Origin of the sequence: Dokdonella ginsengisoli (assembly GCF_042652785.1) — a bacterium.
Taxonomy (GTDB): Bacteria; Pseudomonadota; Gammaproteobacteria; order Xanthomonadales; family Rhodanobacteraceae; genus Dokdonella_A; species Dokdonella_A ginsengisoli.
This window is the reverse complement of record NZ_JBHSHD010000008.1, coordinates 190,926-213,743: the sequence shown is the minus strand read 5'-3', so window position 1 is coordinate 213,743 and position 22,818 is coordinate 190,926. Positions and strand designations below refer to the sequence as shown.

General features: G+C 70.9%; 14 protein-coding genes. 5 read left to right on the top strand and 9 right to left on the bottom strand.

The genetic code is table 11. The features are described 5' to 3' along the window. Positions 1 to 22: 22 nt before the first annotated feature. A complete protein-coding gene (locus tag ACFO6Q_RS11310; protein WP_380021053.1) occupies positions 23 to 2,380 on the bottom strand; it encodes a winged helix-turn-helix domain-containing protein in 2,358 nt (785 codons plus the stop codon). An 83-nt stretch (positions 2,381 to 2,463) separates the two neighbouring features. Continuing rightward, positions 2,464 to 3,603, bottom strand: coding sequence for a serine hydrolase domain-containing protein (locus ACFO6Q_RS11305; RefSeq protein ID WP_380021051.1), 1,140 nt, complete (start codon positions 3,601 to 3,603; stop codon positions 2,464 to 2,466). Between the two features lie 141 nt (positions 3,604 to 3,744). Here ACFO6Q_RS11305 and ACFO6Q_RS11300 point away from each other — a divergent pair, with 141 nt between their 5' ends. Then, complete coding sequence (locus ACFO6Q_RS11300; RefSeq protein ID WP_380021049.1) at positions 3,745 to 4,509, top strand: NYN domain-containing protein; 765 nt, start codon at positions 3,745 to 3,747, stop codon at positions 4,507 to 4,509. Between the two features lie 210 nt (positions 4,510 to 4,719). On the opposite strand, the gene ACFO6Q_RS11295 is transcribed toward ACFO6Q_RS11300, so the two are convergent. Continuing rightward, positions 4,720 to 5,844 (bottom strand): carboxylate-amine ligase, encoded by a 1,125-nt coding sequence (locus ACFO6Q_RS11295; protein WP_380021047.1) that lies wholly within the window; start codon positions 5,842 to 5,844, stop codon positions 4,720 to 4,722. Between the two features lie 242 nt (positions 5,845 to 6,086). Between ACFO6Q_RS11295 and ACFO6Q_RS11290 the strand changes: the two genes are divergently transcribed. Next, the gene (locus ACFO6Q_RS11290) at positions 6,087 to 8,831 is read left to right on the top strand and encodes a TonB-dependent receptor plug domain-containing protein (RefSeq protein WP_380021045.1); all 2,745 of its coding nucleotides are present in this window, start codon (positions 6,087 to 6,089) and stop codon (positions 8,829 to 8,831) included. A gap of 314 nt (positions 8,832 to 9,145) precedes the next feature. Beyond that, positions 9,146 to 9,679 carry an RNA pyrophosphohydrolase gene (locus ACFO6Q_RS11285; RefSeq protein WP_380021043.1) on the top strand — a complete coding sequence of 178 codons (534 nt, stop codon included), beginning with the start codon at positions 9,146 to 9,148 and terminating at the stop codon, positions 9,677 to 9,679. 29 nt (positions 9,680 to 9,708) lie between these two features. Here ACFO6Q_RS11285 and ACFO6Q_RS11280 read toward each other — a convergent pair whose 3' ends face one another. From ACFO6Q_RS11280 to ACFO6Q_RS11265, 4 genes are all read right to left on the bottom strand, one after another. Further along, positions 9,709 to 10,530: an energy transducer TonB gene (locus ACFO6Q_RS11280; RefSeq protein ID WP_380021041.1), complete on the bottom strand. Its 822-nt coding sequence runs from the start codon at positions 10,528 to 10,530 to the stop codon at positions 9,709 to 9,711. 105 nt (positions 10,531 to 10,635) lie between these two features. Further along, positions 10,636 to 14,328, bottom strand: coding sequence for a S8 family serine peptidase (locus ACFO6Q_RS11275; RefSeq protein ID WP_380021040.1), 3,693 nt, complete (start codon positions 14,326 to 14,328; stop codon positions 10,636 to 10,638). Between the two features lie 139 nt (positions 14,329 to 14,467). Then, positions 14,468 to 16,837 (bottom strand): DUF4394 domain-containing protein, encoded by a 2,370-nt coding sequence (locus ACFO6Q_RS11270; RefSeq protein ID WP_380021038.1) that lies wholly within the window; start codon positions 16,835 to 16,837, stop codon positions 14,468 to 14,470. 231 nt (positions 16,838 to 17,068) lie between these two features. Beyond that, positions 17,069 to 19,432 carry a winged helix-turn-helix domain-containing protein gene (locus ACFO6Q_RS11265; RefSeq protein ID WP_380021036.1) on the bottom strand — a complete coding sequence of 788 codons (2,364 nt, stop codon included), beginning with the start codon at positions 19,430 to 19,432 and terminating at the stop codon, positions 17,069 to 17,071. Positions 19,433 to 19,899: 467 nt separating this feature from the next. Here ACFO6Q_RS11265 and ACFO6Q_RS11260 point away from each other — a divergent pair, with 467 nt between their 5' ends. After that, the gene (locus ACFO6Q_RS11260) at positions 19,900 to 20,103 is read left to right on the top strand and encodes a (2Fe-2S)-binding protein (protein ID WP_380021034.1); all 204 of its coding nucleotides are present in this window, start codon (positions 19,900 to 19,902) and stop codon (positions 20,101 to 20,103) included. Between the two features lie 182 nt (positions 20,104 to 20,285). Continuing rightward, positions 20,286 to 20,756 (top strand): bacterioferritin, encoded by a 471-nt coding sequence (gene bfr / locus ACFO6Q_RS11255; RefSeq protein WP_380021032.1) that lies wholly within the window; start codon positions 20,286 to 20,288, stop codon positions 20,754 to 20,756. Between the two features lie 145 nt (positions 20,757 to 20,901). Here bfr and ACFO6Q_RS11250 read toward each other — a convergent pair whose 3' ends face one another. Then, positions 20,902 to 22,263, bottom strand: coding sequence for an EAL domain-containing protein (locus tag ACFO6Q_RS11250; RefSeq protein WP_380021030.1), 1,362 nt, complete (start codon positions 22,261 to 22,263; stop codon positions 20,902 to 20,904). Between the two features lie 92 nt (positions 22,264 to 22,355). Next, complete coding sequence (gene hemJ / locus ACFO6Q_RS11245) at positions 22,356 to 22,784, bottom strand: protoporphyrinogen oxidase HemJ (protein WP_380021029.1); 429 nt, start codon at positions 22,782 to 22,784, stop codon at positions 22,356 to 22,358. Positions 22,785 to 22,818 lie beyond the last annotated feature (34 nt).

Genomic DNA, 22,818 nt, shown 5'->3' with positions numbered 1-22,818 from the left:
GATTCCTTTCCCGGCGCGGCGGTCAGCCGTTGCGCGCCACCGGCGCGGGCGCCGGCGGCACCTCCAGGCCGGCCGGCAGCGGCCGTTCGCCGGCCAGGCGGCGTGCCTGCGCCAGCGCCTTCTGCCAGGCCGCCGGCTGGCCGAGCGCCTGGTACAGGCGCACGCCGACCACCGCCGATTCGTAATCGCGCTCGGCGTGGCGTGCCAGCGGGCCGGCGACCACGGCCGCGCGCGCCAGCTGGCCGCCGGCGATCAGGTAGCCGGAGTAGGACGCCGCCACCTCGGCGATGCCGTCGGCGCTGGTCGTCTCGGCGATGACCGCGGCCGCCTCGTAGGCGGCGACGGCGGCCTCGTCGCGCTGCGCGGCGGCGGCCGTCTCGGCCCCGGCCAGGGCGGCGAACAGGCGGGCGCGCGGCGGGTAATCGGGTTTGACCCAGGCGGCAAAGCGCGCGGCCTCGTCCGCCGCCGCGGCGGCGTCGCCCGACTCGCGCAGCGCGCGCACCAGCAGCAGCCAGGCGCGCGCGCGTTCGTGCGCCTCCTCCGGCGAATTCAGCCCGGCCAGCGCCTGCCGCGCGAGCAGGGCGGCCGCAGCCGGCTGGCCGCCGGTGCGGTCCAGCTCGGCCTGCGCCGCGCGGATCGGCGCCAGGCGCGCCGGATCCGGACCGGCGGCGTGGGCGAGGCCGTCGAGCACCAGGCGCGCCTCGTTCAGGCGGCCGTTCGCGGCCAGCACCTCGGCGCGATCGCGCTCGAAGGTGCTGCGCACTTCCGGGTCGGTGAGGCGCGTGCGCTCGCTCCAGCCGGCGTCGCTGGCCTGCAGCGCCTCGAGCGGCTGCAGCAGCATCAGGTGCGCGTGGATCTGGTTGACCAGCGCGGTGACGAACTCGTTGATCATGCCGAAGCGCTGGAAGGTGCGCCCGGCGCGCTGCAGCGTCGGCAGCGCCTCGGCCGGCCGCCCGCGCGCCATTTCCACCGTGCTCTCGTTGCCGTCCAGCTGCGCCAGCAGCAGCGGGTCGTCGGCGAGGTTCAGCGCCACGCGCGAGCGCGCGAAGTCCGCCAGCGCGGCGTCCAGCTCGTTGCGGCGCGCATGCAGGATGCCGCGGTTGTTGTAGGCGCGGCCGAGCGGAAGCGGTTCGTTGCGCGTCTCCAGCAGCTCGATCGAGCGATCGCAGGCGGCCATCGCGGGTTGCGGCCGGCCCTGGCGCATTTCCGCCACGCACAGGTTCTCCTGCAGGCGCGCGTGCATGACCGGGTCGACCTCGGCCGGCACGTCCTGCAGCAGGGCCACGATCGCGCTGCGCGCGCGCTCGAACTCGCCCGCGCGCAGGTCGATGCGGATCGCGCGTTCGCGCACCTCCGGCAGCGCGCGCAGAGCCTCCGGCGCGTTGGCGATCACCGCGCGGGCCAGATCCAGGTTCTCGGCCAACCGCGCGGCGTCGGTGCGTTGCAGCAGCTCGGTGACGCCGAGGTCCGCATCGGCGCGCTCGTCGGCGGCGGCGCGGCCGAGCAGGGCCAGCAGGCGTTGCGCGACCGCGTCGGCGGCGGCGACCGGGCTGGCCGCCTGCGCCTGCACGCTGCCGCGGCGGCCGCCGCGCACCAGCTCGGCGTGCACGATCCACTCGGCGCCGGACTTGCGCACCGCCGGCACGATCCAGCCGCCGACGTCGATCGCGCCGCGCACGGCCGCCGCTACGCGCTCGCTCGACCGCTCCGCACCGGCGGCGCGCACGACCGCATCGCTCGGCACCACCGCGACGCCGGCCGTGCGCAGGCGCGTGGCGAGCAGGTCCATCAGGCCCAGGCGCAGCCAGTCGTCGGCGGGATCGGCGAACACCTCGGTCGGCAGCACGGCGAGCAGGTCGCTCGGTGTCGCGTCGGCGGGCGCCATTGTCTCGGCCGGTGCGGACGGCGGCGGCGAACGCAGGAGCCAGGCCGCGCCCAGTGCGGCGGCGGCCAGCAGCACGGCCGTCGCCGCCAGTGCCGGGCGGAGACGGCTTGGCGCCGCCGGTGCGCGCGCCGGCACCGGTGGTGGCTGTGCCGGTTCCGGAATCGCGTCGGCGAGGTCCTGTTCCTGCACCGCGCCGACCCAGTGGTAGCCGAATCGCGGCACGGTGCGCAGCAGCGCCTGCTTCTCGGCGCTGTCGCCGACCGCGCGCCGCGCCGCTAGGATCGCCTTGCCGAGCATCGTGTCGCTGATCGCGGCCTTGCCCCAGACCGCGGCGACCAGCTCGTCGCGGCCGACCGCGCGGTCGCGATGGGCGAGCAGGTAGGCGATGCAGTCGAACACGAGCGGCGGCAGGTCGACGCGCACGCCGTCGCGACGCAGCTCGCGCGCGGCGACGTCGAGACTGCAATCGCCGAAACGGAACACGAGCCGGGCCATCGGGTCAGGTTAGCGGCGCGCGCGGCGGTGCGGAAGCCGGTCGCCGCCGCCGTGCGGCGCAGCGCGGCACCGCGATGCGGTCGTCAGCGCTTGCGCTTGCCCTTCGGCGCGGCCGCGGGCGGCTCGAGGTCGGACGTGCACAGCGCGGCGTCGAGCAGGTCGTGCAGCAGGCCGCTGCCCTGCGAGATCTGGCCCCAGTCGGTGCGCGCCGTGTTGGAGAACGCGATCAGCGCCGTGTTGCGTTCGGGCACCAGCAGGTTCACCGCGCGGATGCCGCCGATCTCGCTGCGCCGCTCGACCACGCCGACCGGTGCGGTGCAGTGCCGCGGCTGCGCCGCGTACGCCCAGGCGCCGAGCGCGGCGTTGCCCAGGCGCGGGTTGCCGGTCCACATCGTCGCTGCCGCCGGTTTGGAGACGAGCACGTAGTCCATCAGCGCGCGGTCGAAGCGCCACAGGTCGTCGAGGGTGCCGTGCAGCGCGCCGGCGGCGCCGTAGCGGCCGGCGTCGTAGGGGGCCTCGCGCGAACCTTCGCTGCTGTGGCCGATCACGCCGCTGCGCGTGGGCGAGCCGTTGGGCGGCAGCAGGCTCAGCGAGGACATGCCCAGCGGCTTGGCGATGCGCTTGGCGAGCAGCTGTGGGTAGCGCGTTTCGTTGACGCGCTCGAGCACGGCGGCGAGCACGAGGTAGTCGCAGGTGTTGGCTTCGTAGCGCGCGCCCGGGGCCGCCTTCGGCGCACCCGCGCACGGCGCCAGCATCGCCTTCGCGTTGGCCGTCTCGCCGTTGGCGCGATAGAAGGCGGGCACGCCGCGCTCGTCGACGGCGGCCTCGTCCGGGTTGGCCAGCCCGGAGGTGTGCTGCAGCAGCTGGCGCAGCGTGATGCGGCCGATCGCCGCGTTGCCGAAGCCGGGCAGGTACTGCGCCAGGGTGCCGTCCAGGCTCAGGCTGCCGCGCTCCACGTCCTGCAGCACGAGCACCGCGGCCAGCTGCTCGCTGATCGACAGCCAGCGCCAGCTCTCGCCGGGCGTGTGCGGCTGCTGCGCGATGCGGTCGGCCAGGCCGATCGCGCGCCGGTACACGACGGCGTCGTCGCGGCCGACCAGCACGACGCCGTCGAACTGGCCGGCTTCGTGCGCCTTGCGCACGACCGTGTCGATCGTCGCCGCGGCGGCCGGCATGCACGCGGCGGCCAGCGCGCCCAGCATCCATCCGATCCGACGTTTCATCCCCATCCGCATCTCCCTGATCGCGTCACCCGGCCATTATCGCCTGTGCGTCGTGACGGTACATCAAGGCGGCGTGACGAGGTGCTTTTGCGCGCGGCGGGCGACGGAGTACGCTGCGCGTTCCTCCCGCGGAGCGCCGTCATGGCCACGATCTCGCCGAAACTCGCCGTGTTGATCGACGCCGACAACGCGCAGCCGGCGGTGGTCGAAGGGCTGCTCGCGGAGATCGCCAAGTACGGCACGGCGACAGTCAAGCGCATCTACGGCGACTGGACCGGGCCGCAGCTGAAGGGCTGGAAGGAGGCGCTGCTCAAGCACGCGATCCAGCCGATCCAGCAGTTCCGCTACACCACCGGCAAGAACGCCACCGACTCGGCGCTGATCATCGACGCGATGGACCTGCTCTACGGCGGCAAGCTCGGCGGCTTCTGCATCGTCTCCAGCGACAGCGACTTCACGCGGTTGGCCGCGCGCCTGCGCGAGGCCGGGCTGGTGGTCTACGGCTTCGGCGAGCGCAAGACGCCGGCGCCGTTCGTGTCCGCCTGCGACAAGTTCATCTACACCGAGATCCTGGTCGACAAGGAAGACGAGGACGAGGCCGCCGGACCGCGCACCAGCGCGCAGCTCAAGCAGGACGGGCGGCTGGTGGCGCTGCTGCGCCAGGCGGTGGAAGCTTCCTCCGACGACGCCGGCTGGTCGCAGCTGGGCAGCGTCGGCAACACGATCGCGAAGCAGGCGCCCGAATTCGACGCGCGCAACTACGGCTTCCGCAAGCTCGGCGAGCTGATCGCGGCGACCGAACTGTTCGAGGTCGAGAAGCGCAAGAGCGCGGATGGTGCGTCGACCTCGACCTACGTGCGCAATCGCAAGCGCGGCGGGCGCAAGGGGGCGCCGGCCGGTGCGTAAAGGGCGCTGCCTTCGAGCGAATTCAGCTTGCGTGTGCGAGTAGGGTAGGGCGCTCGCGACTTCTCCTTCTCCCGGTGCGGGATGGACGGCCACCCACCGGCGGCCGGAGGACGCCGGTGGCGGATGACGGCAGATGGAGCGCGACACCCTGATTTCCCTCACCCGCGCCTGCGGCGCGACCTCTCCCGCCAGCGGGAGAGGTGAGAAGCGCTACGCCACGCTCGTCTGGATCAGCCAGTCGACCACGCCGCGCAGCGCGTCGACGCTGCCGGCGCCGGCCTCGCGCTGCGTGTGGTAGATCGCCAGCTGTTCGTGCGCGCTGGTGCCGCGCGCGAAGATCGTGCCCAGGTGCCGCAGCGCGGATTCGCAGTCGAGCCGGCGCGCGTCCTCGGCGACCAGCTCGAGCGCGGCGTCCAGCCACTGCGCGCAGCTGCGCGTGGCGCCGTCGCCTTCGTCGATGAACTGCGCGTCGAGGCCGAAGCGCTTGGCGCGCCAGCGGTTCTCGTCGATCAGCCGCCGCGTCAGCGCGCTGCGCGCGGCGCCGAGTTCGGGCCGGCGCACGTGCGCGCGCACCAGGCAGCGGAACAGCGCGGCCAGCGCGAGGGCATCGTCCAGGTGCGTGCAGCAGTCGGCGATGCGCAGTTCCAGCGTGGGATGGTCCTGCGCCGGGCGGATCGCCCACCACAGATAACTGCCGTCGCGCATCGCGCCGGCGCGCACCAGCAGGTCGCGGAACGCGCCGTATTCGGCCTCGTCGGCGAAGAAGTCCGGAATGCCCGAGCGCGGCCATTCGTCGTAGGCCGTCTGGCGGTAGCTGAGCAGGCCGGTGCGGCGCCGGCTCCAGAACGGCGAGGAGGTCGACAGCGCGAGCAGCAGCGGCAGCCACGGCATCAGCCGGTTCATCAGCGCGACGCGGTCGACGCCGGGCGGCGGCGCGACGTGCACGTGCAGGCCGCAGAACAGGTTGCGCCGGCCGAGGATCTGGAAGTCGTCGACGATGCGCGCGTAGCGCGACTTCTCGGTGTGCGCCTGCTGCTGCCAGGCGCTGAGCGGATGCGTGCCGGCGGCGACGATGCGCAGGCCGGCGGCGGCGGCGACTTCGGCGATGCCGCGGCGCAGGCGGCGCATTTCCTCGCGCGCCTCGTCGTGATGGCCGAACACCGGCGAGCTGATCTCGATCTGCGACTGCAGCAGTTCGTGCGCGATGACCTCGCCGAAGCGCTGGCGGCAGAGCTTGAGCAGCCGCTTGGACACGCGCGTGGCGGCGTTGCGCGTCACCGGATTGACGAAGAAGAACTCCTCCTCGAGACCGAAGGTGTAGGCGTCGTCGGACATCGCGGGAACCGGCGTGAAGGGCGCCCGAGCATGGCGTGCGGCTGGTGTGGACGGCGTTAAACGTCCAGCGGCGGTTTTCCCGATTGCGATGCCGTTCGCTGAATGTTGCGTCGCGTCATCACGATATTCCGCATTGTTGGGCGCGCGAACGGGGGGCGGTCGCTAGGCTGGCGATCGTTTCGCTCGCGCGTGTGTGTCGAACGCGCGAAGCCCGCAATTCCTTTCCCTGTCGAGTCCACACCATGCGCGTACGCCCGCTCCTCCGCCGCAGCCTGCCGGTCGCGATCTCCCTGTTCCTGAGCCTGCCGCTGCGCGCGATTGCGCAGGAGGACGCCGGCGAGACGGCCGCGCCTTCGCAGCAGCTGGAGGCGGTCACCGTCACCGGCTCGCGCATTCCGCGCGCGCAGGTCGAGGGTCCGGCGCCGGTGATCGTCATCAAGGGCGACGACATCGACAAGGGCGGCTATCGCAGCGTGTTCGACGTGCTGACCCAGCTCACCCAGAACACCGGCCTGGTGCAGGGCGAGGACTACGGCAGCACCTTCACGCCGGCGGCCAACGTGATCAGCCTGCGCGGCCTCGGACCGAACTACACGCTGGTGCTGGTCAACGGCCATCGCGTTGCCGACTACCCGGTCGCCTACAACGGCTCGGTCAATGCGGTCGACTTCGCCAACGTGCCGAGCGTGATGATCGACCGCATCGAGATCCTCAGCGGCAGCGCTTCGGCGATCTACGGCTCGGACGCGATCGCCGGCGTCGTCAACATCATCCTCAAGCAGCATCACGAGGGCCTGGACCTCAGCCTCAAGGTCGGCGGCACGCAGCGCGGCGGCGGCGACAACCAGCGCGTGCAGCTGATCGGCGGCGGCAGCTGGGGTGATCTGAGCGGCGTGTTCGGCCTGGAGCTGACCAACCGCGAGCCGATCTGGTACGGCGACCGCGGCCTGAGCAATTCCTACACGCGCTACGACGACAGCGGCCTGCCGCCGCCGCAGGTCATCGGCATCCGCGATCCGGCCTCGCGCAACTACTACCCGCTGGATTGCGCCGCGCCCGGACCGCTGCTGGACGGCAGCCTGCGCGCGTTCGAACGCCCCGGCTACGGCGGCAGCTACTGCAGCAGCGACCACTACTACAGCGATCGCACGGTGCAGACCAAGAAGAAGCTCGCCACCGGCTACGCCAGCCTGACCTACGCGCTGAACGAGAACACCGAGCTGTTCGGCGACTTCATGGCCGGCTGGTCGGACATCGCCACCGTGGTGCGCAATCCGAACTGGACCTCGCCGACGGCGTTCTGGAACGACGCGACCGGGCGGCTGGAAAGCTGGACCCGCCTGCTCGCGCCGGAGGAAACCGGCAGCCGCATGGCCGGCGCGCGCACCTTCCTGCAGCGCCAGTTCAACGTGACCTTCGGCGCGCGCGGCTCGTTCGGCGACTCGGGCTGGAAGTACGTCGCCGCGGCGAACCGCTCCGATTACAAGAGCGACCAGGGCGTGTTCCGCTTCCTGCGCGGCGTCGACGACTACTTCCTCGGCCCGCAGACCGGCACGCACGACTACGAAGGCGACACGTTTCCGTCCTACGACGCCGATCCCTCGCGCCTGACCACGCCGCTCGACGCGCGCCTGTTCCGCAGCCTCAGCACGCACACGCTCGAACGCGACAAGGCCTGGACCGAGGACCTCAGCTTCAGCGTCAACGGCGAGCTGCTGCAGCTGCCGGCCGGCCCGCTCGGCGTCGCCGGGGTGGTCGAGGCCGGGCGCCAGGGCTTCAGCAACCGGCCCGATCCGCGCATCAACGCCGGCGAGATCTGGAACGTCGCCGAGGCCCACGACGACAGCGGCACGCGCAACCGCTACGCGGCCGGCATCGAACTGAACGTGCCGATCTTCGCGCAGCTCACCGGCATCGCCGCGGCGCGCTACGACCGCTACAAGTACTCAGGCCAGAGCATCGGCAAGAGCACCTACAACCTCGGTTTCGAGTACCGCCCGTTCGAGACGCTGCTGCTGCGCGGCACCTACTCGACCTCGTTCCGCGCGCCGGACATGAACTATCTGTTCGCCAAGGGAACGGTCGGCTACGAGCCGGGCAACACCGACTTCTACCAGTGCGCGCTCGACGGCCACAGCTACAACAGCTGCGACGTGCAGTACAACATGAACTTCCGCAGCTCCGGCAACCTCGGCCTGAAGCCGGAGAACGGCAAGTCGTTCACCTACGGCCTGGTGTGGTCGCCGCTGGACGGACTGGACCTGACCGCCGACTACTACCGCATCCGCATCAAGGATGCGGTGACCAATCTCGACTCGGAGATCATCCTGCGCACCGAGGCGGACTGCCGCGTCGGCCACACCGAGGCCGGCACCCCGGTGGACATCGATTCGCAGCTGTGCCGCGACGCGCTCGCGCGCGTGGTGCGCAATTCGCCCGACGCGCCGGTCAATCCGAACCAGGTGACCAACCTGCTGCTCAACCCGATCAACGCGGCGACCGAGCGCACCTCCGGCATCGACCTCGGCGGCAACTACCGCTGGACGACCGACCGCTACGGCAAGTTCCTGCTGCACGCCGGCTTCACGCGCGTGCTCAGCCACGACTACCAGCAGTTCGTCGGCGATCCGACGCGCGACTACGTCAACGACGTGACCTACCAGCAGGACTGGCGCAAGAAGGTCAATGCGGCCCTGAGCTGGAGCCTGGGCGACTGGAGCGCGACGCTGAACGGCACGCGCTACGGCGGCGTGCCGCGCAACGACGGCGAGGCGCGGCGCAAGCCGTACACGCTGGTCAACGGCAGCGTCGGCTACGACTTCAACGAACGCGCGCACCTGTCGCTGATCGTCAACAACCTGCGCAATTCGCTGCCGGTGGACAAGAGCGCGGGCTGGCCGAACTACAGCAGCGCCTGGTACGACATCTACGGACGCCAGTGGTGGCTGCAGTTCGACTACCACTTCGGTGGCGGCAAGCGCGGATGAAGGCGTGCGGTGCGGCGCGCATCCGCGCGCCCGCGCCGGCGCGGACGGACGCGCGCCGTCATCGCCCATTCATCGGGCTTTTCAAATCGAAACGATCCGCCGGCGCGCTTCGCCTTGCCGCGCCGGCGAACGCTATGGAAGAATCGGGGCGGTTATCGAGTGGTTCGCAAGGCCGGGCATCGTGCCGCGGCCTGCAGGAAACGGACGCGGCAGGGCTGCGCCGCGTTTCCCGCGTCGAGCATCGACGCGCGCGACGCGACGGCAGATCCGCGTACCGCAGCGTTCCGCGAACCGCCCGACGGAGGAATTTCGCCGTGATCGATCCCGATGGCTATCGACCCAACGTAGGCATCATCCTGCTCAACGAGCACGGGCACGTGTTCTGGGCGCGTCGCGTCGGCCGCGACGGCTGGCAGTTTCCGCAAGGCGGCATGCACAGCGACGAGACGCCGATCGAAGCGATGTACCGCGAGCTGGAAGAGGAAACCGGCCTGCTGCCGCATCACGTCGAGGTGCTCGGCGCGACGCCGGGCTGGCTGCGCTATCGCCTGCCGCCGAGGCTGGTGCGCCGGCACGAGCGGCCGGTGTGCATCGGCCAGAAGCAGGTCTGGTTCCTGCTGCGGCTGGTCGGCGAGGAATCGGCGTTCCGCCTCGACGCGAACGAAAAGCCGGAGTTCGATCTCTGGCGCTGGGTCGATTTCTGGTACCCGGCCGCGCACGTCGTCAACTTCAAGCGCCGCGTCTACGAGCAGGCGCTGCGCCATCTGGTGGTGCTGGCCGAGGACAGCTGCAGCGTGCCCCTGCGCGACCAGCAGTGGAACTATCGCGTCGCCATCGTCGCCACCTGACGCACCCGTGAAACCGGAGGACCGGCCGGCTACACCGCCGGCCGCGTCGTCCCCAGCCCGTCGGTGCCGCGGCGGGAAGATCGCCAGCGTTCGGCAAGGTCGGCCAGATCCCGTTCGACGTCGGGCGTCGCTTCGCCGAAGACGACCGGCACCACACCCCAGTATTCGACCGGCCGGCCCTGGGTCATGTGCGGCACGTAGGTGCTGCGCTGGGCGGCGAGCCGCGCCGTGCGGTCGATGTCGTGCACGCCGGAGGAGCGCAGCACGACGACTTCCTTCGGTTTTCCGTCCGCGCCCACGTGCAGGCCGATGAGGGCGTAGCCCTTCCACTTCGAACCGCGCATCGAACGCGGCAGCAGCGGCGGCGACTTCGTCGCGAAACGGATGCCGGCGGAGGCGCCGGAATCGCCGCTGCCGCCGTTTTCCAGGCCGGCGCCTCCGGCCGTGCCGGCCGCAGCGAGTGCCGGACCGGAGACCGGCGCCGCGGGCGCAGCCACATCGTTGGGCGCCGCCGGTGCGCGCAGCGGCGGCGCGGAGGCGTGCACCACGGATTCGGGCGTCGTCGACGGCCGTGGCGGGACGGCCGCACTGCGCACGCGTGCGGCGCGCGGAATCTCCCTCGCCGGCCTGCCCGGCGGCGGCGTCGCCTCGCGCGGTCGCGGTGACGCCTCGCCGGCGAGCTTGCGCGTTTCGGCGATCAGCCGCACGACCATCGGCGCGGCGGATTCGCCGGCTCGCGGCGGCGGCGCCGGATAGGTGCCCAGCAGCAAGGCCAGCATGGCCAGGTGAACGGCCAGCGTGGTGCTGAGCGAAACGGTGCGGCGCCAGCTCATCCCCGAATCCGTGCTCATCGGCGGATCTCCTCTCGGTCGGGCTATCTGTGCCTCATTTCGCGCCCTCTGGCAAGGTCGCACTCCGCTTCGCTCCAGCCGCCGGACTCCTCCGGGCGCATGCGCTCACGGCGACGCACATCCCTTGATCGTTACCTGATCGATCGCCCAGTTCGGATCGGCGCGATGGGCGAAGCGGTCGTGGCCGAGGCGGAACCGGAACTGCACGGTCTGGCCGGCATAGCCGGCGAGGTCGACGATCGAGTTCAGGTAAGCCTGCGGATCGCCGCACCAGCCCTGGCGATTGCCGAGCGGGTTGCCGAAGCTGCCGCTGATCGCGCCATTGTAGGGATCGGTCTGCAGCGCGGTGGCGGGTACCGGCGTCCAGCTGCTGCCGCCGTTGGCCGAAATTTCCAGGATCGCGCCGTCCTGGCAGCTGCTGCCGCCGGAGGCGCTCTTGATCGACTGCTGGTTCCAGAACGACAGGCTCAGCGGCGACAAGTCGGCCGGCAGCTGGACGCTCGGCGAGATCAGCCACTGGTCGTTGGCCGAGGCGGTGGCGGGTGCGTTCGCCTGCCAGGCATGGGCGCCGCGATGCGCCGCATCGCCCAGTGCCCAGGTATCGACGCTGCCGTTGGCGGCGCCGTGGGTCCAGCCTGGGGCGCCGCTTTCGGTGTCGTCGCCGAGCACGATCACCGGCGCGGTGCCGACGGCGCAATCGCCCGGCTGCGCGACGGTGGTGAACGGCCGCGCGCCGACGATCGCCGCCGCCGGATCGAAGCCGTCGGCGAAGACGGTATCCGCGCCGGCGCCGAGCGGCGCGCTGTCGCCGCAGGGATTGCGTGCGACCACGCGCCACCAGTAGCGCGTGCTGGAGTCGAGCAGGCTCGTCTCGGGCAGGGTCCACTCGGTGTCCAGCGTCTGGGTCGAAGCGATGACGTGGCCGAAGGCGGCGTCGGTGGCGACCTGCACGAGATAGCTGTAGCCCTGTGGCGCAGCCTGCCAGCGCAGGGTCGGCAGCAGCGGCACGTCGACGTCGCCGTCGCCCGGGCCGTCCAGCGCCGGATTCGGCGGAGCGGCGTCGTAGACGCCGAGTTCGAGATCGATCGACTTGGCGATCGAGCCGGAGCTGGCGTCGACGCTCAGCGTGGTGATTCCCGGCTGCGCCGACTCGCTGGCTGCGAGCGTCAGCGTCGACTCGCCCGGCGGCTCGAGCGGATTCGGCGCGAACGTGACGCTCGTGCCGGGCGGAGCGCCGCCGGCGCTCAGGCTGACCGGATCGGCGAAGCCTTCGACCTGGCCGAGACGGATGGTCGTGTCGACGGTGCCGCCGGCGCAGACCTGCAGACTCGATTGCGCGGCGGCGAGGGTGTAGGTGGACACCCGGCGGCAGTTGCTGCAGACCAGGGCGAAGTCCTGGTTCGGCCCGCCCCCGCTGAAGGTGGCGTCGCCGGCGATGTTGCCGGCAGTGACGGTGACGGTGACTTCGCCGCTCGCGCCGGCCGGCAGGAAGACCGCTTCGTAGTTGTTCCTGTCGTCGGCGCTGCCGCCGGGCGTGCTCCACTGATGATCGAAGTGGTTGCCGAGGTAGCTCTGGCCGTTCACGCGGACGGCGAGGTCGAGATCGTTGACCTGCGGACTGGTGCCGAGCGCGCCCGGCGCGTCGGTATAGGCGAGCGCGACGCGCAGCGGTCTGGACGGATCGGCGACTTCCCAGATGTAGTCGCGCACCTCGCCGCTGGCGACGAGCAGATCGCTCTGGTCGAGCAGCACCTTCGGCGTAGTGCCGAACATGTCGGCCAGGTTCGGCATGCCGTAGCCCTGGTTGTTGCTCGGCAGGTCGTCGCCAGCGCCGTCGCCGCTCAGATAGCTCGGATGCGCGATCAGCCAGGCCTTCATCAGCGCCGGACTGGGCGCGCGGGCGCCGCCGACCTCGGTCACGCTGCCGGCCGCCGCGCCGGCACCGCCGTGCTCGATCCACCAGTACGCCAGCGAGGCGATGCCGGACACCGCCGGCGTCGAATGGCTGGTGCCCGAGGAGGCGGCGAATTCGGTCTGGCCGGCAGGATGGTGAAGATCGCACACGCCGGTGTCGTAGCCGGCGTAGTTGCTGGCGCCGGACTGGATGTGCGAACCCGGCGCGACGACTTCCGGCTTCACGCGTCCGCCCGGAGCCGGGCCGCGGCTGGAGAAGCGGGCGATGTCGTCGGCATGGTCGGCGTCGGCCGGGCCCATGCCGCAGCCGTCGGTCCAGTCGGGCCGCACGTTTTCCGAGGCGCCGACGGTGATCAGGTTCTTCGCCGCGCTGGGAATGCCGATGGTGGACGGATTCGGGCCGGAGTTGGCCGCCGCCCAGACGTAGATGAGTTCCTGGTTGCCGGCGGTGGCGGCGTCGGCGTCGCGCACGCCGGCGTCGTAGATCTGCTGGGTCGCCTCGTAGGTGCCGTTGCCGTTGGAACCCCAGGAGTTGCTGCTGATCCGCGCGCCGTTGCGCCAGTTCGCGTCGATCAGTCCGGCCGGACCGTTGTCGCAGCCGCTGGTGTCGAAATCCGGCACGAAGATCGCGGTCGAGCCGATGCGGCCGAACGGATTGACGCCCAGGCCCAGCTGGAAGCCGTCGCCGTCGCGGTAGGGGAAGCCACTGCGCTGGTCGTAGCCGGCCACGATGCCGGCATTGAGCGAACCGTGGCCGTCGATCGCGCCGACCTCGCCGTCCGGCTGCGACGAGCAGTTCTGGAAATACACCACGCGCGACGGCTGGCCGGCATCGCCGGCCACGCGGAACTTGACGTCGGCGGTGTTCAGCACGGTCACGCCGGTGCCGCCCTCGTCGACCGGGCTGTCGGTCACGTCGACGATCGGATAAGCGGCCGGGTCCTGCGGGAAACCCAGTTCGGTCAGGAACTGCACGTAGTCGATCGAGGCCGGGCTCGGCGCGAAATCGCCGGCCAGGATCACGTCCTGCTTCTCGTCCATCTGGCGGAAGGTCGGCGTGATGCCGACGAAGGTCACGTCCGCGCGCGCGGCGATCGCGACCACGTCGGCCAGACGCACGCGCAGGCTGAGGTTTTCGTATTTCAGGATCGGCACCCAGCGGTGGTTCGGCACGCCCGCGCCGAGCGGACCCTGCTGTGCGCTCGGCAGCATGGCGCGCTCCTGCACGAACTGCCTGGTTTCGCCGGCGCCATCGTGACGGTAGACCTGCACGGTCACGTCGACTTCGTCGCTGGCGGCGGCGTTCGCGGCCAGCCGCTGGCGCAGCGCCGGATCGACTTTCAGAAAGCTCTGGTAGGGCGCGGCGTACTGCAGCCAGCCGGCCGAGCGGCGCAGGGCCGCCAGTTCCGCCTGCGCGGCTTCGTCGGCCCACACGAGGTAGCCGTTGCTGGCGACGTACTGCACCGGCGCGATGCCGCGCGAGGCCAGAGCGTCCAGCCATTCCTTCTTGACCGGACCGACGAACTGCACCAGCTGCAGCGACGGCCCGGGCGTGGTTTCGGGCGAGAACGGTGCCGGCGGCGCCGGCTGGTCGCGCTGGGTGTCGAACGGCTGTGCGGTGAACTGCAGCACGTCCATGTCCGCCTTGGCGGCGAGTGCGCCGCGCGTGCCCGCCACGGTCGGCGTGGCGCTGCGGTACAGCGCGAAATCGCCGTAGTCCTCGAGCAGCTGCACGCCGGGGGTGCCCGGCGGCAGCGCGTCTTTCGGCGCGAAGAGCTTGTAGGACGCCGGAGCGGGAGCCGCCGCCGGCAGCGGGCGCGGCGCCAACCCGGCGCTGGTGCCGGCGAGCGCGGCGAGGACGGCGACGGTGATCGGGTTGCGCATGGACGATGGTCCTTTCTGCAAGGAGGCGGCGGCAACGGGAAGGCGGCCGCACCGAGACTCCGTCCGCTCCTTCCGGTCGGAAGGAGCGGACGGCATTTGCCGCCGGGGAGGGTGCGGCAAACCCGGGAATCCGCGGCGGTCAGTTCTCGGCGTCGCTGTCGAAGCCGTTGGCGAAGATCACGTCGGTCGGGCCGGCTTCCTGCACGGTCAGGCTGACCGGGATGGCGATCTTGCTGTGCGCCAGATCGTTGCCGTACACGCACAGGTTGGCGCTGTAGCTGCCCGGCGCGAGACTGCCGGCGTCGAAGTGGACGTTGACGGTGGCCGGATGGGTCATGTCCGGGTCCGGCGCGAGCGTGCCGCTGCCCGGGTCGTAGCTCAGCCACGGCGTATCGGCCGGAGTCGAGCAGACCACGCCGGACTTGGCGATCGCCATGCTGTCCACTTCGCCGCCCATCTGGCCGATCGGCGTGGTCGCGCCGGTGGCCGGATCGACCGTGTACATGGTCGAGATTGCGTTGGAGTTCGCGCTGGCCAGATACAGCACACCGGTCTCGGCATCGAAGTCCAGACCCTGGCCGAACACGGCGTCGATGCCGAGCGAGCCGATCGTCTGCGTGGCGGCGGTGGTCTTGTCGATCGCGACCAGCGTGTCGGCATCGGAATCCACGCCGTACATCAAGCCGTCGCCGTCGATCGCGATGTCGCGGATCAGCGCGCCGAGCGGGCCGACCAGGGTGGTCGTCGCGGTGGCGAGGTCGATCGTGTACAGCGTGCTGGTGCGCGGATTGAAATCGTCGATCACCAGGTAGGTGAGGCCGGTCGTCGCATCCCAGCGCATGCCGCCGGGCACCACCATGCAGCAGCTGACCAGGCCGGTGTTGCCGACCAGGGTGGTCTGGCCGTCGAGCGTGCTGACCGTGTACAGATCGCCTTCGAAGTAGTCGACGCCGTACACCTTGCTGAAGTCGCCGTCGACGAAGGTGGTGCCGAACAGCGCGGCGTTGGCTTCGATGATGGTGTGGAACACCGCCGGATCGAGTGCGTCGAACGTGACGAAGTCGGAAGGGCCGGCGCGCACCTTGCCCGCATAGACCGGCACCGCGGCCGTGCCGAGGGGTGCCAGCGTCGTGCGCTTGCCGGCGGCGCCGGCGACGGGATCGAGCGGACCTGGCGTGCCGCGGCCCACCGGCGTGGTGGCGCGCGGCACGTTCGGGAAATGCGCATTCGTCGCCGGCGGCGTCAGGCTCCAGTGGAGATCGCGGTTGCCGATGTTGTCGATCAGCAGCGGCTCGCTCACCGTGCTGCCGGCGTCCACCGTCGGCGTGAAGCCGGTCGAACGGTCCGGCGTGGTGATCATGACCGGCGAGCCGACGTCGAGCGTGGCCGAGGCGGTCGCGCTGAACGAGACCGGGTTGGACGGCGTCCAGGCGATGGCGAGGCCGTCGTGCAGGCTGGCCGTGTTGTAGGAATACTGGTCGGCGAGCGTGCTGTTGCCCTGCAGGCCGACGGTCGCCGAAACGCCGTCGTCGTAGCCGGACGCGGCGCCGCCGAAGCTGGCCGTCTGGTACTGGAACGCGATCGAACCGCCGGCCTCGTCGAGGATCACCTCCCAGGTCGCGCCGGTCTGGCCGGTCGGGTCGCCGCCATCGCCGTAAGCGAACTTGTTCTTGTAGGCGACGATGAACTGCCGGTTGGGCGCACTGTTGCGCGTGGCGTAGTAGAGGGTGCCGTTGGGCAGCATGTCGTCCCAGTACGGCAGGATCGCCGGGCCGTTCAGGCTGGCCGTGGGCAGCGCCTGGTTGTTGTACGGCGAGGTCGAACAGGTGGCCGCGTCGAAGCGCAGCTCGCCGTTGTTGCCGATGCACAGGCTGCCGTAGCTGCCGCCGAAGAACGGGAACTGGAACGGCAGCGTCACCGCGCTGGCCGCGTCGTCACCCAGGTTCAACGCCGTGCCGTCGGCGCTGATGTCGATGAAGGCATAGGGCGCGGTGTCGTCCGGCGTGTAGCCGGCGAGGCCGTCGCTGGCGGTCCAGGTCGAAACGAAGGTGCCGGTATCGCTGTTCGGATTGGTGCTGGCGACGATCGTCCGGTGGTACCGGTAGCTCGCCCCCGGTGCCAGCGCGACGTTGCTGTTGGTCATCAGCGTGCCGAGGTGATCATCGCTGAGCGAGTGGTAGTTCAGCGGCGTGGTCGAGTTGTTGCTGACGGTGTAGCAGATGTCGACCTGGTCGCCGACGTTCACCTGCAGCGTGCTCGCACTGCCGCACAGGTCCGGATTGGCGGAGTCCGCCAGGGCGAGGGTGACGCTCAGGCAAAGCCCGTCGGGTGCACAACTGCCGTCCGGTACGGCGGGCCGGCTCGCCGGCGTGGCGCCGAGCGCGAATGCATGGCCGGAACTGGCCTTGTTGAGGCTGGTGCGCGGCAGCGGCTGCGAGGTCGCGCCGGCGCTGAGCAAGGTCAGGGCCAGGGCCGCAGCGGCCTGGCCGAAAAACGCGGAAGCTTTCATGAATGCCCCGATTGGATGTGGCAACTGGCGTTCCGCCCTGATGCGCGCAGTCATCGCCGTGTCATCCCCGGCACTCCCGGCCGGGCTTGGCGCTTCCGCCGGACCGGCGGACGACTCAGCCTGGCCGAAAGCGCCCGGCGGCGTTTGTAGGGCGTCTGTAGAACGCTTGTAGAGGCCGTTGCAAACCCATGTTTTCCGGTGGGAATCGGAAGAACGACCGGTTCGCCGCCGTCAGCGGCCGGCCGTCGCGGTCGGGACCTCGCCGGGCAGGACGCGCTCGCCGCCGAGCTGCCGTGCACGCGCGAGCGCAGTGCGCGCGGCATCGCTCTTGCCGAGGGCCAGGAAGACCTGCGCCTGCACCCACGCCGCGCGCACGTCCTTGTCGGCCCACTGCGCCAGGCGTCCGCCGACGGCGCTGCCCTGGTCGACCTGGCCGGCGGCGAGCAGCGCCGGAACATAGGATTCGCCCACCGTGACGAGATCTTCGGGAATGCCCAGGCGTTCGGCGCGCGTCATCGCTTCGACATAGCCGCGCAGCGCCGCGTCGCGGTTGCCCTCCGCGTTCGCCTGATCGGCTTGCGCCAGCGTTGCGTAGAGCAGGCAGCGATCGCCCGACAGCTTCTGCGCCCATTCGCGCAGGCGCCTGACTTCGGCGGCCGCGGCGCTCAGCTGGCCGCTGCGCTGCAGGGCGCGCACCCGCGTGAACCAGGTCGAGGTGTAGTCCTGCCAGTTGGTGCTCTCCAGCGCGGGCGTCAGTGCCGCTGCCGCCGCCACCGCCGCTGCCGTCGGATTGCCGCGCAGCAGGGCGATATCGGCCAGCACGGCCTCCGCTTCCAGCCGCGCCACCGCATCCTCGGCAGGGTCGCTGTCGCGGCGCACGCGCTCGAGCAGGGCTTCCGCGTCGCGCAGCCGGCCGACGCCGGTCAGCGCCACCGCCCGGCTCAGGGTCAGCCACCAGCCTTCGCGCGGATTGCGGTTGTGCGCCTCGGGCGGCCAGAAGCGGTCGGTGGTGGCCAGCGCCTGAGCGTGTTCGAGCAGCATCGACTGCGCGTCGGCCAGCGAACGCAGGGCGGAATTGCGCGCCTCCGGCGTGGCCAGGGTTTCGAAGCGCTCCGCCGCATCGCGGAACACCGGCACGGCGGCGGCCGGCTGGCCGCGGTCCATCGCGACGGCGCCGAGGTTGAGATCCACCCGGGCCACTCCGAACGCGTCGTTGCTCATCTGGTGCAGCGTGCGCGCCTGGCCGAACAGCGCGGCCGCCTCGTCCAGGCGCTGCGCCTGGCCGGCGACGGCGCCGCGACCGGTGTAGGCGGTGGCGAGGACGTCCGGCTCGTTCTGCAATGCGAGCAGGGCGATCGCCTCGCTGAAGGCGGCGTCGGCGTCGGCATAGCGGTTCTGGCGGAAATACGTCGCACCGAGCCGGTTCAGTACGCGCGCGCGCAGCCGCGGCTGGGTCGCCGCCGGCAGCCGGTCGAGCAGGGCCTCGTCGTGCTTGCGGCTGGCCTCGTATTCACCGCTGAAGAATTCGATGGAAGCGGTGCTGAGCGCGATGTCCGGACTCGCCTTGGCGGCGGCCGGAGCGTTCTCGATCAGCGCCCGTGCGGTATCCAGCTGGCCGGCCAGCACCGCGGCGCTGACCCGCTGCATCAGCTCTTCCGCCGCTTCGGAAGGTTCGGTGGACGTGCTGGCGGGCGGCGTGTGGCCGAGTTTGAGCAGCAGTTCGTCGGTCGTCGCGCGGCCTCCGGCGAGCACGTCCTTGGACTGGGTTTCGGCCAGCAGCTGGCGTCCGCCGCCGCGGGCTTCCAGGCGCACGTTCCACAAGCCGTTGGCGAACGCGACGTGCGGCTGGATCAGCAGGCGCGTATCGGCGGCCGCGTCGGTCCGCTTGTCCGCGTCGGTGGTGTCGAGCGCGCGCGCATCGACCAGCGCGACCACGGTTTCGCTCGGCGTGGTGGTCAGCTTGCCCTGGCGCAGGCGATTGGCGACCAGATCCATGAAACCCAGGCGCAGCCAGGCCCATTCCTCCGGCGCCTCGACCGTGGCCGGCAGCACCATCGCCACGCGCTTGACGTCGCCGGCGGCCGGCGCCGGCCCGTGCCGGCGCACCGGCGGCAGTGCGAGCAGGCAGATGGCGATCATCGCCAGCAGCAACGCGGCCAGGCCCCAGCGCCGCGCGCGGGCGCGACCGACGGCCGGCGAAGGCGCGGCGGGAGCAGGCGGCGCCGGCTCGGCGACGGTGCTCGCGTTCGGTTCGATCGCGGACGCGGGAGCGGCTTCTTCCAGCGTCGGCTCGAGCACCCAGCGATAGCCGAGCCGCTGCACCGTGCGGATGCAATGCTGGTCGCTGCCGGTATCGCCGAGCAGGCGACGCAGGCGCATGATCGCGTGGCTGAGCGAAACATCGCTCACATCGGCACGACCCCAGACCGCGGCGGTCAACTCGTCGCGCCCGACCGTGCGCGCACGATGCTGGATCAGGTAGATCAGGCAGTCGAGCGTGCTCAGCGGCAGCGCGACCAATTTGTCGTCCTGATACAGCTCGTGCGCTTGCGGATTGAGGCGGAAGTTTCGGAAGCGGTAGATCGGCACCGACATAGCTTAGCCCCTACCGATCCGGCGCGGCGCATCACACGCAGGCCGGGACCGCCGTCGCGCGGAACGCGAACGGACGCGGTGCCGCGCCGCAGAGGTCGCCGCCCGGGCAGCCGGTCATGTCGAACGGCAATGACCGACCAGCGCGCAGCGCGCGTCGATGGAACCGCGGATCTCCTGCGCGCCGTCCGTTGCAGTGGCGAACCCTTCATTGCGTCGATCCGCACCGTGCTCGGCGCGATGGCGATCCCTGCCCGGGTCGCTGACAAAGGGGAAGGAATGTCGACAGGAGAAGTGGGAATCACGCTTCTCTCTTCGGCGCTGCCGTTTTCCCGTCAGTGGGCTGGCGCGCGATGGCACAGGGCGAGCGGGAGCGTCGGCCGAGCCGGCCGCCTGGCGCCGAAACGGACCAGTTGTTGACAATCATTCGCATTTGCATTTGAATGTGCAAGTCCCGCCGGAATCCGTCCATGTACATCTGCATCTGCAACGCCGTCACCGAACGCTCGATCCGCGAAGCCGCCCGCGAGGGTGCGCACACGTTCGCGGAGCTGCAGCGTCGCACCGGCTGCGGTGACTGCTGTGGCAGCTGCGAGGATCTGGCCCGCGAGATCCTCGACACGGCCGTGCCCAGGCGCACGTTCGACCTGCCGCTGATCGCCGCCGCGGCCTGAGCCGCGGCTCGCCCCAAGTCCGCTCCGGCGGCTCGCCGGACGCCGGCGCCGCACGCGCAAATGCGTGCGATTTTCGTTCCTTCATGGCTCGCCGACGCGCGATATAGTCGCCGCGTTCCGCTCGCGTGCGCCGGTTCGGCCGCTGCATCGACGAGTGCCTGCCGCCACGACCGGAGCCCGCCATGAAAGGCCATCCCGAGATCATCAAGCACCTGAACAAGGTGCTCTACAACGAACTGACCGCGATCAACCAGTACTTCCTGCATTACCGCATGTACAAGAACTGGGGCTACGCCGAACTCGCCGAGCACGAGTACAAGGAATCGATCGACGAGATGAAGCACGCGGACAAGCTGATCGAGCGCATCCTGTTCCTCGACGGCCTGCCGAACCTGCAGACGCTGGGCAAGCTGCTGATCGGCGAATCGCCGAAGGAAGCGCTGGCCTGCGACCTCAAGCTCGAGATGCAGGCGGTGCCGGACCTGAAGGCCGGCATCGCCGACGCCGAGAAGCTCGGCGACTACGTCAGCCGCGAGCTGTTCGAGCACATCCTCGAATCCGAGGAAGAGCACATCGACTGGCTCGAGACCCAGCTCAACCTGATCGGCCAGCTCGGCGAAGTGCCGTACCTGCAGACCAAGATCGACAGCTGACCCGGCGGGCATCGCGCCCGGCGTGGTGCCAGCGAATCGCCAGCGAACGTCACCGCGGAGCCTGCCGGCGCGCGCAGGCTGCGCGTCCCTTCCGATCATCGGCTCCGACGAATCGGGCCGGCGCTGCACGAGCCGCGTGTAGACCTCAGATGACCGAGCCGCGGAAGTCGAAGCCGAGGTCGCTGTCGGCCGGCTGCACGAAATTGCCCTGCACGTAGTCGACGCCGGCCGACCACAGCGCGCTGGCGATGCGCGCGTCCTCGACGCGCGGGGCGATGACGCGGCGGCCCTGCTCGTGCAGCCGTTCGACCAGGGCGCGCAGTTCCTCGCGCGCGTCCGCGTCGGCGAGCTGCAGATGACGCGGCGAGAGCCGCACCGCGTCGAACGGCAGCGCCGCGAGCAGGCGCTCGCCGGTTTCGCCGGTCTCGAACGCGGACAGCACGAAGCCGCAGCCGAGCGCCTTCACCGCATGCGCGTAGCGCACGACGTCGATCGGCGCCAGATCCGCCTCGTCGGCGCGCAGCTCCAGCGAGATCGCCTGCGCGCCGATCCGGTATTCGCCGAGCAGGCGCTCGATGCGCGTGACCGCCCAGGCGTTGCGCACGCTGTGCAGCGACTGGTTGACGAACAGGCGCATCGCGCGGCCGGCCTGCATGCGCTGCGCGATCAGCGCGATGCAGCGCTCGAGCGCCCAGCGGTCGATTGCGCCGAGCAGCCCGGCGCGCTCCGCCGCGGGAATCAGATCGGCCGCGGTGTACATCCGTCCGTCGCCGCCGCGCAGGCGCAGCAGCGCCTGGAACTGCTCGCGCGCCTCGCCGTGCAGCGGCACGATCGGCTGGAACATCAGCTCCAGCCCGTCGCCGTCGAGCGCGGCGCGCAGGCGCGCCTCGAGCGTGTCCGGCGGCGCGATCGCGTTCGTGCGCGCGACCGGTTCGGCGTGGCCGAAGCCGGTGTACGCGTCGCTGGAAAGGCCGTCGGCGGCGATGGATTGTTCCAGCGCGGCGGCGGCGGCGATCAGGGCTTCCAGCCGCGCGCCTTCCTCCTCGTCGAGCACCGGTGGTTGCCGCGGTGCGGGAGGCGGTGCCGGCACGGCGGGCGCAGGTTCGGCACTCGCGAAGGAATGCCACTCGACCGGCGGCGCGGCGGCCAGCAGCGGGAACTCGTCTTCGATGGACGGTTCGGCGATCGCGACCGGTTCGAAGCGCGCCAGCGCCGCGAGGCGGGCGGCGAGGCGATCCATGCTCGCCTGGTCCGGCGTCCGCGGCGGATCGAGCAGGGGGGCGACCGCCGCCGCCAGTTCGCCCAGCGCGTCGGCGATGTCGCCGGATCCGGACTGGCTCAGCGCCGCGGCGAGGAAGCCGGCATCGTCGCCGAGCAGGGCGAGGGTGTTGACGTCCCAGCCCTCGCGCAGCCTCTCCCCGCGCCGCCGCAGGCGCGTCAGGCGCTGCGGCAGCTGCGACTGCAGCAGTGATCGCTGGTCGGGCCGCTGGCCTTCGTGCGCGAACATCGGCGTCCCCCGTGGGTCGGCGCGAATGTACCAGTCCGCGAGTGCACAGGCCGTGAGCCATGCACGTCGCGTTTCGGATGTTTACGCGGACCTCAGAACGGCTTGACGACGACCAGCAGGACGATCGCGACGAGCAGCAGCGCGGGCACCTCGTTGAACACGCGCAGCCAGCGACTGGAATGGCGGATGCGGTCCTGCGCGAACTCGCGCACCAGCTTCACCAGCATCGCGTGGTAGACGATCAGCAGAACCACCAGCGCCAGCTTGGCGTGCAGCCAGCCCTGCTGCAGGTAGCCCAGGCTGGCGTGGGCGAACGAGCCGAGCGTGAGCAGGCCGAAGCCCAGCGCCAGCGCGCCGCCGACGTGCGTGATCATCAGCAGCCGCCGCTGCATGATCTTCAGGCGCTCGCGCACGACGGCCTCGTCCGCTTCGGCGTGGTAGACGAACAGGCGCGGCAGGTAGAACAGGCCGGCGAACCAGGTCACGACGAAGATCACGTGAAACGCTTTCAGCCACAGCATGCGCGACTCCCGAGGCGGACGGCGAGTATACGGC

Excerpts from the sequence above, each read along its gene's own strand:
- ACFO6Q_RS11310 (WP_380021053.1), bottom strand. The coding sequence starts at position 2,380 with ATGGCCCGGCTCGTGTTCCGTTTCGGCGATTGCAGTCTCGACGTCGCC.
- ACFO6Q_RS11305 (WP_380021051.1), bottom strand. The coding sequence starts at position 3,603 with ATGAAACGTCGGATCGGATGGATGCTGGGCGCGCTGGCCGCCGCGTGC.
- ACFO6Q_RS11300 (WP_380021049.1), top strand. The coding sequence starts at position 3,745 with ATGGCCACGATCTCGCCGAAACTCGCCGTGTTGATCGACGCCGACAAC.
- ACFO6Q_RS11295 (WP_380021047.1), bottom strand. The coding sequence starts at position 5,844 with ATGTCCGACGACGCCTACACCTTCGGTCTCGAGGAGGAGTTCTTCTTC.
- ACFO6Q_RS11290 (WP_380021045.1), top strand. The coding sequence starts at position 6,087 with ATGCGCGTACGCCCGCTCCTCCGCCGCAGCCTGCCGGTCGCGATCTCC.
- ACFO6Q_RS11280 (WP_380021041.1), bottom strand. The coding sequence starts at position 10,530 with ATGAGCACGGATTCGGGGATGAGCTGGCGCCGCACCGTTTCGCTCAGC.
- ACFO6Q_RS11275 (WP_380021040.1), bottom strand. The coding sequence starts at position 14,328 with ATGCGCAACCCGATCACCGTCGCCGTCCTCGCCGCGCTCGCCGGCACC.
- ACFO6Q_RS11270 (WP_380021038.1), bottom strand. The coding sequence starts at position 16,837 with ATGAAAGCTTCCGCGTTTTTCGGCCAGGCCGCTGCGGCCCTGGCCCTG.
- ACFO6Q_RS11265 (WP_380021036.1), bottom strand. The coding sequence starts at position 19,432 with ATGTCGGTGCCGATCTACCGCTTCCGAAACTTCCGCCTCAATCCGCAA.
- ACFO6Q_RS11260 (WP_380021034.1), top strand. The coding sequence starts at position 19,900 with ATGTACATCTGCATCTGCAACGCCGTCACCGAACGCTCGATCCGCGAA.
- bfr (WP_380021032.1), top strand. The coding sequence starts at position 20,286 with ATGAAAGGCCATCCCGAGATCATCAAGCACCTGAACAAGGTGCTCTAC.
- ACFO6Q_RS11250 (WP_380021030.1), bottom strand. The coding sequence starts at position 22,263 with ATGTTCGCGCACGAAGGCCAGCGGCCCGACCAGCGATCACTGCTGCAG.
- hemJ (WP_380021029.1), bottom strand. The coding sequence starts at position 22,784 with ATGCTGTGGCTGAAAGCGTTTCACGTGATCTTCGTCGTGACCTGGTTC.